The sequence below is a fragment of the Acidobacteriota bacterium genome (assembly GCA_035529075.1).
In the GTDB taxonomy this organism is placed as follows: Bacteria; Zixibacteria; MSB-5A5; order GN15; family FEB-12; genus DATKXK01.
In genome coordinates this window covers 32,108-44,640 of sequence record DATKXK010000012.1, presented here as the reverse complement: position 1 = coordinate 44,640, position 12,533 = coordinate 32,108, and the positions used below count along the sequence as shown (strand labels likewise).

The window sequence follows — 12,533 nt, the reverse complement described above, 5'->3', positions numbered from 1 at the left end:
CTACCGAGCCATCAGGTTGATCAGATTTTCCAGCGTGGCCGACATCAGAGCGCTGAGCGGCTTGGGATAGATGCCGATCGCCAGCGTCAGCACCATCAGGGGAGCCACGGTGATGATTTCGCGCACGTTGATCTCCGTCAGCCCTCCCCACCGGGAGAGATCGAAATCGCCGAGAAACATGTGCTGCACCATGCGGAGCATATAGGTCGCGCCGAGCACGACACCAAGAACCGAAATGCCCACGAGTACCTTGTTAAGGGCGCCGAAGGCCCCGATAAACACCATGAACTCCGAAACAAAGCCCGACATCCCGGGCAGCCCCAGGGCAGCCATCGAGAAGAACACCATGATACTGGTGTAGACCGGTATTTTCACGCCCAGCCCGCCAAAGGCGGCAATCTCGCGAGTGTGCGCCCGATCATACAGAACGCCCACCAGGAGGAACAGCGCGCCCGTGATCAGGCCGTGCGAAAGCATCTGGAACATGCAGCCGGTAATCGCCTGCACCGACGAGAACGCCCCCAGCGCCAGCATGCAGTACCCCATGTGCGACACCGACGAATACGCCACCAGCTTTTTCAGGTCTTTCTGCGCCATGGAGACGAGCGCCCCGTAGATGATCGAAATAGCCCCGAGCAGGGCAATCCAGAAGGACAACTGGCGCAGGGCCTCGGGAAACATCGGCCACGAAACGCGGAGCATCCCGTAGGTCCCCATCTTCAGCAGGACGCCGGCCAGGATGACGGATACCGCCGTCGGCGCCTCCACGTGGGCGTCCGGCAACCACGTATGGAACGGCCAGACCGGAACCTTGATGGCAAAGGCGATGAAGAAGAACACAAAGCAGACCACCTGCAGGGTGTGGCCCAGGCCGGGCCCCGTCTGAATCAGCGTCAGCATGTTCAGCGTATGCGGCTCGCTGGTGAAATACAGGATCAGGATCGCGACCAGCATGAAAATCGATCCGAAGAGCGTGTACAGGAAGAACTTGATCGCCGCGTACTCCTTGCGGGGACCGCCCCAGACACCGATGAGGAAATACATCGGCACCAGCATCACTTCCCAGAAGACATAGAACAGGAAGAAATCCAGAGCTACAAACACGCCCATCATGCCGGTCTCGAGCAGGAGAAAGAAGGCGAAATACTCCTTGACCCGGTTTTCGATGTTAAAGGAGGCGATCAGCGACAGGGTCGACAGCAACCCGGTCAGGAACAGCAGCGGTACGCTGATACCGTCCGCGCCGAGGAGGTACTGGATATTCAGCGACGGGATCCAGTTGAACGGCCCCTCCGCGTAGGCCATGGCCGACGAACCGGAATACCGGAAATAGTAATCCCAGACGAGCCAGCATGACAGCACCATGGGGATAAACGATGCGATCGTGGCCGTCCACCGGATGGCCCACTTGCGCTCTCTGGGTATGACCATCACCGCGACCATGCCGATCAAGGGTATGAATACCAGCAAGCTCAGTATTGGAAACTGCATCTTATAGTCCATCCTCCACAGTCATGCGTTATTCTTCCAGCTGGCTGGCTCCGCTGCCGAGCATCCGGGCCGTCACCTGCGCTTTTCTCTCTCTCGCCGCCGCGTACCTGGTCAGGATCGCCAGAACGATGAGTCCGGCGATGAATACCACGGACATGACCGGCCAGCTGACGTCGATCAGGACAACCTCGAACTTGACCAGCGAGATTATCAGAACGGTCACCAGGATAAACAGGGCATAAGACTGCACCACGCCGGTCTGAAGGAACCTCAGCAGCGACGACCCCTGCTGAACGAGCCAGCCCGCGCCGTTGACCGCACCGTCAACAATCCACGTATCGAACCACATCTTGACATCCGACCACAGAATCGTCAGCCGCCCGACCAGGTTCACGAGGCCGTCGACGATCCTGTCGTCAAACGTCCAGATAAACCGGGCCAGCGCCAGCGCCGGCCGGATTATGACGAGATCATACAGCTCGTCGAAATAGTACTTGTTGTACAGCAGGGTATACAGCGGCCTGAACCGTTCGGCCAGCCGCTCGGCGGAGATTGTCCGCTTGTAATAAATCAGATAGGCCAGCCCGATGCCGCTGACCGCCACCACCGTTGAGATCACCATCAGCAGGTAGTTCGGTGCCGCATGGTGTACCTCCCCGTGATAGATAAAGGACGAAAAGCCCTGATGGAGCCAGGGAAGCGCCACCCAGCCCGCGAAGATCGAAAGAAAGGCCAGCAGCACCAGCGGCCAGGTCATCGACCGCGGCGATTCATGGGCATGCTCAAAGCGGTGCTGGTCCCGCGGCTTGCCGAAAAACGTCAGAAAACACAGCCGCCACATGTAAAAGGCCGTCATGAACGCCACCGCGAGAGTAAAGAACATAAAGACCGGGTGGTGCTGCGTGGCGGCGACGATCTCGTCCTTGGACCAGAATCCCGATAGCGGGAAGATGCCGGCAATCGACAGCGAGGCGATCATGAACGTGATGGCCGTCGTCTTCATCTTCGGGGCCAGGCCGCCCATCTCCTGGATGTCATTGGTGTGCACGGCGTGTATTACGGAACCGGCGCCCAGAAAGAGAAGGCCCTTGAAGAAGGCGTGCGTCATCAGGTGGAGCATTCCGGCCGTGTACCCGGGCGAATGTTGGCCCAGGGCGGTGTCGTGGCCGTACAGGCCGAGCGCCATAATCATGTACCCGAGCTGCGAAACGGTCGAGTAGGCCAGGATCCGTTTGATGTCGTTCTGCACGAGGCCGATCGAGGCCGCGATGAGCGACGTAACTATACCGATTATGGCAACCACCAGCGACGCCTCGGCCGAGCCGACAAATAGCGACATCGTCCGCGCCACCAGGTATACACCGGCCGCCACCATCGTCGCGGCGTGAATCAACGCCGAAACCGGCGTGGGACCTTCCATGGCATCCGGCAGCCACACGTGCAACGGGAACTGGGCGGATTTGCCGACGGCGCCGCAGAACACGAAGATGCAGATGACCGTCAGGATACCGGCCGGAATGGCCCCGGCGGCGACACTGTCAAAAACCTGGCCGTAGTTGAAGGTGCCCGCGTAAACCGCAATCATCAGCAACCCCACGATAAAGCCAAGGTCACCGATGCGGGTGGTGATAAACGCCTTCTTGCCGGCGTCGGCGGCCGACTTCTTCTCAAACCAGAAACCGATCAGCAGGTAACTCGTCAGCCCGACCAGCTCCCAGAAGATGAAGATCATGAAGAAGTTGTTGGCCAGGACCAGGCCGAGCATGGAGAAACAGAAAAGCGAAAGGTACGCGAAAAAGCGGCTGAATCGCGGGTCACCCTTCATGTACCCGATGGAATAGATTTGCACGCACGAGCCGACGATCGTGACCACCATAAGCATGATCGCGGTGAGCGGGTCGATCAGGATGCCGAACTCGAAATTCAGGGCGGCAAACGACGTGATCGCCACGGATGCTTCATAGGCGGCCCCGTGGCGGGCCAGTGTCTCGATCAGGACAACGACCGACAGCACCCCGCTGGCCAGTATCATGGCCACCGAGAACCCCGCCGACAGCGCTTCCTTCCAGCGGAAGAAAAAGACAATCACCAGGAAGCCCAGAAGCGGCAACAGGGCTATGATGTATGCATACGGGGTCATCGGTTTCGCGCTACCATTTCATGATTGTGAAGTTTTCACTGTCGATACCGCGCCAGTTACGGTAGATAAGCAGAACGATGGCCAGGCCCACCGTGGCCTCGGCCGCCGCCACCACGACAATGAAGATGGCGAACATCTGCCCGGTCAGGCCGTCGCTCATAATGTACTTGTTGAAGGTGACAAAGTTGATGTTGGCGGCGTTGAACATCAACTCCAGCGACATGAGAATCCCGATCGTGTTCCGCCGGGTGATGACACCGAACAGGCCGATGGAAAACAGCACCGCCGCCAGCGCGAGATAGTAGACCATCAGGACCTCTCCCCCCTCGCCAGCACGATGGCGCCGATCATGGCCGCCAGAAGCAGCACCGAAACCACCTCGAACGGGAGCATGAACTCGGTCATGAGCAGCTTGCCGATGGCCAGCACGTTCTCGGCCGGGAGGGCCTCGTTGGTGAATTGCCAGACCTTCGTACCCCCGATCAGGATGATGGTGCCCATGGCGAACGTCAGGCAGACGAAGAACGCGACAAGGGCGTTCTGGTTAGTCTGCACAATCTCGCGCGAGGCCAGATTCGAGGTCAGCATGACCGCGAAGATCATCAGGACGGCCACCGCCCCGACGTAAATCAGCACCTGCGCCGCGGCCAGGAACTCCGCACCCAGCAGGATGAATATCCCGGCCACCGAGGCCAGGCAGAGCACCAGGGCAATGGCGCAGTGGAAAATGTTCCGCAGGCTGACTACCAGGAACCCCGACACCAGGATGACGGCGGACAATATCCAGAAAACCACTGAAACGCCCGATGATTCAGCCATGGCTCACGCTTCTCCCTCTGTCTTCGGGTCCTGGCCGGCACCGTCCGGGCCCGGCTGTCCGTCGGCCGGGGGCTTTTTCTCCGAGGACGAGGCGGGGCCGGCCGGACCGGCAACATCAGCGCGGGCCGGCTTCTTCTTGCGCGTGTCAACGTAATCAACGTCCCGGCCCATTTCCTGCAACTTCCGCATATCCCAGACGAGATCGTCCTTGTTCACGGTGGAAAACTCGTATTTCGTGGCCATTTTGATCGCACAGAAATTGCACGCTTCCTCGCACAGGCCGCAGAAGCAGCAGATGCCGTTATCCACGACGAACGATATCAGGCGCCGTTTCTTGTCTTCGCCGCGGGGAGCGTCAATCCGTATCGCCCCCGTGGGACAGGCGCGCATGCACAGCATACACGACGTGCAGTTCAGTTCGCCGGTCTCCTTGTCGGAGAGCAGCACCACGATCCCGCGTGAGCGCTCCGGCATGGTCCATTTTTCTTCGGGATACTGGATCGTAATGGCGTGCCGACCCAGGTGCTTTCCGGTGATGCCCAAACCCCGGACCAGGTTCTTGATGTCTTTCAACAGCTTCGGCATCAGTCCATCCTCACTACCAGTACCACCCCAGGTGCTTGACCAGAGCGGCCAGAATCAGGTTGGCAAACGTCACCGGCACCAGAAACTTCCACGCGAACTCCATCAACTGGTCCACCCGAAGACGCGGGTAGGTCCACCGAAACAGCATCAGCAGCAGGATCACGGCCAGCACCTTGACCAGAAACCACAGCCACGAAGGCAGGAACGGTCCTGACCAGCCCCCCAGGAAGAGCGTCACCCCGATCGCCGAGACCGTGAACATGTTCACAAACTCGGCCAGAAAAAACATGGCGAACTTCATCCCCGAATACTCGACGTTATATCCGGCCACCAACTCCTGTTCTGCCTCCGGAATGTCGAACGGAACACGGTTGACCTCGGCCGTGGCCGCGACGATATACGTGGCGAAGGCTATGGGGCCGAACGGAAGACGAAAGACAAACCAGTTGAAAACAAGTCCCGACTGTGACCGCACGATGTCAACCATGGACAGGGAACCCACAAAAATTATGACCACCAAGACCGACGCCACCATCGGCACTTCATAGCTGACAATCTGGGCTGCCGAGCGCATGCCGCCCAGCAGGGCATACTTGTTGTTCGACCCCCAGCCGGCCATCAGCAACGAAATAACGGTAAACGTGGTCACCGCCATGATGTAGAGAATGCCGATGTTGAGGTCAGCCACAATCAGCCCGTCACCGAACGGAATGGCCACGTAGGCGAGGAAAGCCGCCACAAAACACATCACCGGCGCCCAGAAAAATATCACCCGGTCACGCGTGGCAATCTTCACGTCCTCCTTCAGGAGGAGTTTGACGGCATCCATCACGGTCTGGTACCAACCGTGCCAGCCGTGGCGCATCGGTCCGAACCGCTGCTGGATGTGGGCGGAGATCTTCCTCTCCCACCAGACAAGGTACAGGGCGATAAGGGCCAGGACACCGAACACCATTGCCGCCAGAACCGTGTACGTCAGGATATCCAGCCACGGCTGGGGCAAGCCGGTATCCGCCAGGAGCCCGTACAGCCACCTGAACACGCCGTGCAGTTCGCCCACGGCCACCGGCCAACTCATCGGTCAACCTCCGGCATGATCACGTCCAGAGTCGCAAATATGGCCACCAGGTCTGCGATCAGTCCCCCCGTGCCGAATACCGGAAGTGCCTGAAGTTGATTGAATGACCCGCCCCGCGTTTTGACTCGAAGTGGTTTCTTGCCCCCGTCCGACTGTATGTATACCCCTAACTCGCCGCGAGAGTTCTCGACTCGTGAGTAAACTTCTCCCGGCGGCGGCTTGAAGTTGGGCGACACCTTGGCCGAGATGGGCCCGTCCGGCAGCCCGTCGAGGGCCTGCTCTATAATCTTGATGGATTCCTTGATCTCATCCAGACGAACCAGGTAGCGGTCGTAGCAGTCACCGTTCGGACGGACGGCCACCTGGAAGTCAAAGCGGTCGTAGATCGAGTAGGGGTCGTTGCGGCGGATGTCGTAGTTGACGCCCGAAGCCCTCAGCACCGGGCCGGACACGCCGTAGGCGATCGCCACTTCGGGCGCCAGGTAACCGACACCCTTTGTGCGCACCAGCCAGATCGGGTTCTCGTTTAACAACCCCTCGTAGTCGTGGAGCTTCTCCCTTATGGTGCTGAGAACCGTGCGGCACTGCGGAACAAACTGCGCGGGAATGTCCTTTGAGACACCGCCGATCCGGATATAGTTGTAAGTCAGACGCTGACCGCAGGTCATCTCGAACAGATCGATGATGCCCTCCCGCTCGCGAAGTCCGTACAAAAAGGGGGTGAGTGCACCGATGTCCATGGCCGTGACGCCGTAGAAGATGAGGTGCGACGCAATCCGGTTCAGTTCGAGCATGATGACACGCAGGTACTCCGCCCGCTCGGGGACCTCGATACCGGCCAGTTTCTCGGCGGCCAGCGCAAACGCCTGGTTGCACGACATGGACGTGACGTATTCAAACCGGTCGAGGATCGGGATGCACTGGGCGTAGGTGCGATTCTCGCAGATCTTTTCAAGGGAGCGATGAAGGTAACCGATAACGGGCTCGATCCTCATGACTCTCTCGCCGTCCATGGTCAGCATGAGTCGGCAGACACCGTGGGTCGCGGGGTGGTGCGGCCCCATATTGACGACGAATTCCTCGGTCCTCAGGCCATCCATTACAGCTCCGGCATGCGGACAAAATCGGGAGCATCCCAGTCCTTACGCAGCGGATAGCCCTGATCCCAGTCGTCAGGCAGCAGAAAACGTGTCAGGTTTTCATGGTTGAGCACGTTGATGCCGTAAAGCTCCCACATCTCCCGTTCGTGCCAGTTGGCGGCCGGCCACACCTCCTGAACCGACTCGATCTCGGCCGCCTCATACGGCAGGATAACCTTGAAATCCAGGCGCAGGTTGTTAATGGTGGACGCCACAGAGTAGACTATCTCAAACCGCTCACCGGTGTCCACGCCGCCCAGGTTGCAGAGAAAATCGAACTTTACACGCTCGTCGTCACGCAGGGCTTTAGCCACCTCGAGAAGGTCGGACCGCTTCACTTCGTACATCGGGTCGTAGCGACCGGTGTCAAGAAGGGTCATCCTGCCCTCGAACCGGCCGGCGATATGGCTCTTCAACTCGTCCCTGGTCACGCCTGCTTTTCCTGCCAGTCTCCAAGCTTGGTCTTCTTGAGCTTTTCCTGTAGGTGAATGCAACCTTCCATCAGTGATTCCGGTCGCGGCGGGCATCCGGGTATGTACACGTCGACGGGGACAATGTGGTCGATGCCCTTCTCCACCGAGTAACAGTCGTAGTAAAAGGGACCCCCGCTTATGGTGCAGCCGCCCATCGCGATCACGTAGCGCGGCTCGGCCATCTGGTCGTACAGACGGCGCAACCTCGGGGCCATCTTCTTGGTGATGGTTCCGGCGACGATGATCAGGTCGGACTGTCGCGGGGTGGCGCGAAAAATCATACCGAGGCGGTCGAAATCGTACCGCGACGCACCGGTACACATCAGTTCGATGGCGCAGCAGGCGGTACCAAAGAGCAAATACCACAGCGACTTGGCCTGCGCCTGACCCAGAACCGCCTCAAGGCTGGTCATCACCAGTGACCCGCCGGGTATGCGCTCGGCGTATAGAGGCAGCTTCCTGATCACACCCACCGGAGCACCCCCTTCTTCCAGGCATAGTACAGGCCGTAGAAGAGAATCACGATGAATATGACCATTTCAATTAGCGCGTACAGGCCGAGCTGCCCGAAAGCCACCGCCCACGGAAAGAGGAATACGACCTCGACGTCGAAAATCACGAAAATCAGGGCGAAAATATAGAAACGGTTATTGAACCGTATCCACGAACTGCCGATCGGCAACTCCGCGCACTCGTAGTTCACACTTTTCTCGGGGTAGGTATTTGACGGCCTGATCAGACTTGACAGAAAAAACGTAAACAGGACAATTCCTGTCCCAACTAAAAGGAATATGAGAACCGCCAAATACTCCGACATGCTGTCCGTTTTTCCTGCCCGTTCGACTCAGAGGTGTGACCGTGTGCACGCGTTTTGACTGCGCAAGAAAGGTCGTTTTCGAGCGAAGTCAAGCGCTTTTTTCGGCTTTTTCCGTCGTGTCAACTCGTTTGACGACAACAAATACCGTAAGTACAAAGTTGCCCGGTCCCGCCTTTTGCCGACAGCGCAGTTTGTACTAACTAACATAGCACACAGGACGCGCCGTACTCGAACGACGCACAGCGTGCGGCACGATGTTTGTCCAACGCCGCCTCGGAAGCACCTCGCCGTCTGCTAAACGAACGACCCCCCTGTGGACCTCAGGCTACGCCGTCCAGCAATGTAAGGACCGACCACCGTCTGAAAGGCCGGTTTCAGCCGGTCAGTCCAGGCGCCGGATCCTGAAGTACAGCCCGACCGCAAGAATCGTGATGAACAAGGTCGCCACGGCAAGCCCGTACCGGCGGTAGTAGTATTCGTCCACCAGCGCCAGCGAATTGAGTTTCACCGTGTCGGCAACCTGCACCCCCGCGAGCGCACGCGACGTCACCTCATCGGCGCTGAATGAATGCACGAGCGTGCGCGCCTGAATCAGCGCCTGGTCGACGTCCTTTATGCGCAGCTCTTCGTCAGTGGTCATCATGCCCCTAGTTACTGCGTCCTCCAGCGACGCCTGCGCTTCCCGCCGGACCGAGAGCAGGTTTAGAATGGCCGTGAGCATGCTGTCGGCCACGGCCAGGCCCCTCGTGCCGTCGTCGATGTCGTGGCAGTCCACGCACAGACCCGGCTCAGTCGGGCCGACCATGGCGTCGGACGGTTTCATGACCAGGTGGTTGGAATGGCAGGTTTCGCACTCGGGAAGGTCGTTTTCGTCAAAGGCGACCTTGTGAGGGGATCTGTCGAACATCTCCGATTCGAGAGCGTGACAGTTGCCGCAAACGGCCGAAAGAGAGACCACACCCGGAGGGGCCGCACCGTGGTTGCCGTGGCAGTCGTTGCAGGCAGGCGCGCCCAACTCCTTCCTTTCCAGGTAGCCGAGTACTTCAAAATAGCGCGCGGAGTCGCCGGCCGAGGCCGGATCACCGCCCGTCAGAACAAGCTTGAAATCATCGCCGAGCGCCAGATCCAGTTCCCGGGCAAGCCCCCGCACCGTCTCCATGCTCATCAGTGCCATGCCGTGAACCGACTGGACGTAGTCCTCAACCTGGGCCGTTGACAGATCGTATCCGGCCATATACTCCGGGTCGGCGTGACACTTACCGCAGGTGCCGGGGATGTTCTGCGGATAGGTGCTCGAGTGCGGCATTTTGGCGTCACCGATCTCGTGCACCGTATGACACGATATGCACGTGGCCACCCTGGTATCCTTACTCTCGAGAAGGCGTCGGCCGTGCACGGAAGTCCCGTATTTGGCCAGTTGGTCGGTCGGCAGTGACGGATTATGCTCGTGCATATAGGCCGGATCGCTGTGGCAGCGGGCGCAGAAGCGCGGCACCTCCCCAGCAGTCGGTACACCGCGATAGCCTTCCACGCGGCGAACCTCATCCATGTCGCCAAGCGAACCGTCGCCGCCGTGACAGTCGACGCATCCAAGCCCCTTCAGGGAGTGAACGTCCCGGACGAACTTGTGCGACGGGCCGTCTTCATCCTCATAATCGCGGTGGCAGGTCCGGCAGTTATCATCCGCCGCAGATAGGAGTCCGGGGCCAGCCGCGAGCACCAGGAAAAGAAACAACAACGGGATTCTCATGGCTGCCTCCTACTCCAGAATGTATCCAAGTACGGTCATGACCACTACGAACGCCAGCACCAGCGCTCCGATCAGGACGATGAACCGGGGTTTCTCCCCGTGAACCGATTTTCTGTCGAAAAACGGTATGACCGTCCAGACGAGGCCGCCGACCGTGAAGACGATCACGCCGAACAGTTCCCCCTCGACGAACCACACGTGTGCCGGCAGGAACTTCAGGGCCTGGAAAGCAAACATGAAGTACCATTCGGGCCGAATCACGGGCGGCGCCGGCGCAAACGGATCAGCCTTGGTGCCGAGCGGCCAGTGCATGGCGCCGATGCCGTCCGGAAAAAAGACCGCCATCAGCGCCAGCACGTTCAGCACGATGAGCCACAGGAGCAGATCGCGATATATAAAATGAGGAAAGAACTTCATGTACCGTTTCTCTGACGGCGGCATGTTCTGCCAGGACAGCGGTTCGCTCATCCCCTGCCGCTGGATGGCGACCAGGTGACCGGCCAGGAAGACGGTAAAGATCCCCGGCAGAATCGCGACGTGCAGACCGAAAAAGCGGCCGATCGTCGCCCCGGTCACTTCCTCCCCGCCGCGCAGGACCACCAGCAGTTCTTTGCCGATTACCGGTATGGCGCCGGCCATGCCCGTCCCCACCCGGGTTGCGAAAAAGGCCAGCTCATTCCACGGCAGCAGGTAACCGGAGAACCCAAAGGCCAGAGCCAGCCCCAGCATGACAATGCCTGTTATCCAGCTTAACTCCCTCGGCTTGCGATAGGCGTGGGTGAAGAAGACCGTGAACATGTGAACAAAGACGGCCAGAATCATGAGATTCGCCGACCAGGCGTGCACGGACCGGATCAACCAGCCGAACTTGACCTCCGAGACAATGAACCGGACCGATTCGTAAGCGCTGTCAGCCCCCGGACGGTAATACATCAGCAGCAGAATGCCCGTCACCACCTGCACCATGAACAGAAAGAGGGAGACTCCGCCCAGGTAGTAGAACATGGAATGCGAATGCACCGGGACCACCTTGTGGCCGAAGTACTCAAGCAGTCCCCCGATCTGAAACCTGTCATCGAGCCACTGAAACGCGCGGCCGGCCGCGCCGTCATTCTGCCTCCCGGCACCGGTCGCCATCACCCCACCTCCCGGGCAATGAAAATGTCCTCACCGACTTCGTTGACAACGTACTGCTCCAGCGGCCTGGGTGGTGGGCCCGATATGTTCTTGCCGTCGAGATCATAGCGTCCGTTGTGGCAGGAACACCAGACGATACCGAGATCGGGCCGGTGCTGGACGGTGCAGTCCAGGTGTGTGCACGTGGCCGCCAGCGCTTTGAGCTTGCCCGCTTCCGTCACGAGGATGAGGCCGAGATTGCGGCCGAACTTGAACGTCTTGGCCCGGGACGGCTCAGCCTCGATATCCGCCCGTTTGAACGGAAGCTTCATCTGGTTCACGTTGGGTTCACCCGATTCCGGCGGCTTGATGAACCTGAGCACCGGGTACGCAATGGCGCCGAGAGTAGCCAGAGTGCCGCCGCTCAGAATAGCGTTGAGGAAGTTGCGCCGGGAAGATTCCCTTTCCGCCACTTAGCCCTCCTGTGGTTTGCCTGCATGAATCGCGTCATTGTACCACCCGGCCGCTGCGATGTCAACAGATCAGGATTCCACCGTGCGGCAACGTGCCGGGAACTGCCCTGCAACCCGTCTTGAATCATGAACGTACAACTGCAATCGCGTCAATCTCCACCCTGGCTTCTTTCGGCAGACCGGCGACCTGTACGGTGACCCGGGCCGGGGGATCGGACGCAAAGCAGGAGGCATACACGTCGTTGACGGCGCCGAAATCTCTCATATCAGCCAAGTAAATGGTCGTCTTGACAACGTCATCGAAATCAGCCCCGGCCGCCTCCAGCACGGCTCCAAGGTTCTCCATTACCTTCCGACACTGTTCGGCGGCAGTCCTGCCCACCATCTCGCCCGTCCCGGAATCAAGGGCTATCTGACCGGAACAAAACAACATAGTGGCACACGTCGTGCTCACGGCCTGCGAGTACGGCCCGACCGCCGCCGGGGCCTTGTCGCTTCTGATGGTCTGTCTCATATATATCTCCCAGCGTGGAATTTCGGTCCAATATATCGCCAATCCGCCGGCCGAGACAAACGATTATTTCATCGCCCGGCTGACCGGCCGGACTCCCCCTGCCGACCCCTCTCCCGGAAGGAGCCGGCGCTTTCCTCT

The 12,533-nt window shown here is 59.4% G+C and carries 14 protein-coding genes; all 14 read right to left on the bottom strand.

The features are described from left to right. The 14 genes from VMY05_06625 to VMY05_06560 all read right to left on the bottom strand — a co-directional run bounded on the left by VMY05_06625 (position 1) and on the right by VMY05_06560 (position 12,395). Positions 1–1,491 (bottom strand): NADH-quinone oxidoreductase subunit M, encoded by a 1,491-nt coding sequence (locus VMY05_06625; protein ID HUV30741.1) that lies wholly within the window; start codon positions 1,489–1,491, stop codon positions 1–3. 28 nt (positions 1,492–1,519) lie between these two features. Continuing rightward, complete coding sequence (gene nuoL, locus VMY05_06620; GenBank protein ID HUV30740.1) at positions 1,520–3,631, bottom strand: NADH-quinone oxidoreductase subunit L; 2,112 nt, start codon at positions 3,629–3,631, stop codon at positions 1,520–1,522. Between the two features lie 10 nt (positions 3,632–3,641). Continuing rightward, a complete protein-coding gene (nuoK, locus tag VMY05_06615) occupies positions 3,642–3,941 on the bottom strand; it encodes an NADH-quinone oxidoreductase subunit NuoK (protein ID HUV30739.1) in 300 nt (99 codons plus the stop codon). Continuing rightward, the gene (locus VMY05_06610) at positions 3,941–4,450 is read right to left on the bottom strand and encodes an NADH-quinone oxidoreductase subunit J (protein ID HUV30738.1); all 510 of its coding nucleotides are present in this window, start codon (positions 4,448–4,450) and stop codon (positions 3,941–3,943) included. The genes nuoK and VMY05_06610 overlap by 1 nt, the downstream gene beginning before the upstream one ends. A 3-nt stretch (positions 4,451–4,453) precedes the next feature. Further along, on the bottom strand, positions 4,454–5,035 hold the full coding sequence (locus tag VMY05_06605) for an NADH-quinone oxidoreductase subunit I (GenBank protein HUV30737.1): 582 nt from the start codon (positions 5,033–5,035) through the stop codon (positions 4,454–4,456). Positions 5,036–5,048: 13 nt separating this feature from the next. Next, a complete protein-coding gene (nuoH, locus tag VMY05_06600; GenBank protein HUV30736.1) occupies positions 5,049–6,113 on the bottom strand; it encodes an NADH-quinone oxidoreductase subunit NuoH in 1,065 nt (354 codons plus the stop codon). Next, positions 6,110–7,213 carry an NADH-quinone oxidoreductase subunit D gene (locus VMY05_06595; GenBank protein HUV30735.1) on the bottom strand — a complete coding sequence of 368 codons (1,104 nt, stop codon included), beginning with the start codon at positions 7,211–7,213 and terminating at the stop codon, positions 6,110–6,112. The genes nuoH and VMY05_06595 overlap by 4 nt, the downstream gene beginning before the upstream one ends. Then, complete coding sequence (locus VMY05_06590) at positions 7,213–7,683, bottom strand: NADH-quinone oxidoreductase subunit C (protein ID HUV30734.1); 471 nt, start codon at positions 7,681–7,683, stop codon at positions 7,213–7,215. Before VMY05_06590 ends, VMY05_06595 begins: the two co-directional genes overlap by 1 nt. Next, complete coding sequence (locus VMY05_06585) at positions 7,680–8,138, bottom strand: NADH-quinone oxidoreductase subunit B family protein (protein HUV30733.1); 459 nt, start codon at positions 8,136–8,138, stop codon at positions 7,680–7,682. Before VMY05_06585 ends, VMY05_06590 begins: the two co-directional genes overlap by 4 nt. A 50-nt stretch (positions 8,139–8,188) precedes the next feature. Further along, positions 8,189–8,542, bottom strand: coding sequence for an NADH-quinone oxidoreductase subunit A (gene ndhC, locus VMY05_06580; protein HUV30732.1), 354 nt, complete (start codon positions 8,540–8,542; stop codon positions 8,189–8,191). 382 nt (positions 8,543–8,924) lie between these two features. Continuing rightward, positions 8,925–10,292 (bottom strand): cytochrome c3 family protein, encoded by a 1,368-nt coding sequence (locus VMY05_06575; GenBank protein ID HUV30731.1) that lies wholly within the window; start codon positions 10,290–10,292, stop codon positions 8,925–8,927. A 9-nt stretch (positions 10,293–10,301) separates the two neighbouring features. Further along, a complete protein-coding gene (locus tag VMY05_06570) occupies positions 10,302–11,429 on the bottom strand; it encodes a cytochrome bc complex cytochrome b subunit (GenBank protein HUV30730.1) in 1,128 nt (375 codons plus the stop codon). After that, positions 11,429–11,881: a ubiquinol-cytochrome c reductase iron-sulfur subunit gene (locus VMY05_06565; protein ID HUV30729.1), complete on the bottom strand. Its 453-nt coding sequence runs from the start codon at positions 11,879–11,881 to the stop codon at positions 11,429–11,431. Before VMY05_06565 ends, VMY05_06570 begins: the two co-directional genes overlap by 1 nt. Before the next feature lie 124 nt (positions 11,882–12,005). Further along, a complete protein-coding gene (locus VMY05_06560) occupies positions 12,006–12,395 on the bottom strand; it encodes a RidA family protein (protein HUV30728.1) in 390 nt (129 codons plus the stop codon). Between the last annotated feature and the right edge of the window lie 138 nt (positions 12,396–12,533).

What these genes read in the sequence shown, in the direction of transcription:
- VMY05_06625 (HUV30741.1), bottom strand. Translation starts at nt 1,491, where the DNA reads ATGCAGTTTCCAATACTGAGCTTGCTGGTATTCATACCCTTGATCGGC.
- nuoL (HUV30740.1), bottom strand. Translation starts at nt 3,631, where the DNA reads ATGACCCCGTATGCATACATCATAGCCCTGTTGCCGCTTCTGGGCTTC.
- nuoK (HUV30739.1), bottom strand. Translation starts at nt 3,941, where the DNA reads ATGGTCTACTATCTCGCGCTGGCGGCGGTGCTGTTTTCCATCGGCCTG.
- VMY05_06610 (HUV30738.1), bottom strand. Translation starts at nt 4,450, where the DNA reads ATGGCTGAATCATCGGGCGTTTCAGTGGTTTTCTGGATATTGTCCGCC.
- VMY05_06605 (HUV30737.1), bottom strand. Translation starts at nt 5,035, where the DNA reads ATGCCGAAGCTGTTGAAAGACATCAAGAACCTGGTCCGGGGTTTGGGC.
- nuoH (HUV30736.1), bottom strand. Translation starts at nt 6,113, where the DNA reads ATGAGTTGGCCGGTGGCCGTGGGCGAACTGCACGGCGTGTTCAGGTGG.
- VMY05_06595 (HUV30735.1), bottom strand. Translation starts at nt 7,213, where the DNA reads ATGGATGGCCTGAGGACCGAGGAATTCGTCGTCAATATGGGGCCGCAC.
- VMY05_06585 (HUV30733.1), bottom strand. Translation starts at nt 8,138, where the DNA reads ATGACCAGCCTTGAGGCGGTTCTGGGTCAGGCGCAGGCCAAGTCGCTG.
- ndhC (HUV30732.1), bottom strand. Translation starts at nt 8,542, where the DNA reads ATGTCGGAGTATTTGGCGGTTCTCATATTCCTTTTAGTTGGGACAGGA.
- VMY05_06575 (HUV30731.1), bottom strand. Translation starts at nt 10,292, where the DNA reads ATGAGAATCCCGTTGTTGTTTCTTTTCCTGGTGCTCGCGGCTGGCCCC.
- VMY05_06570 (HUV30730.1), bottom strand. Translation starts at nt 11,429, where the DNA reads ATGGCGACCGGTGCCGGGAGGCAGAATGACGGCGCGGCCGGCCGCGCG.
- VMY05_06560 (HUV30728.1), bottom strand. Translation starts at nt 12,395, where the DNA reads ATGAGACAGACCATCAGAAGCGACAAGGCCCCGGCGGCGGTCGGGCCG.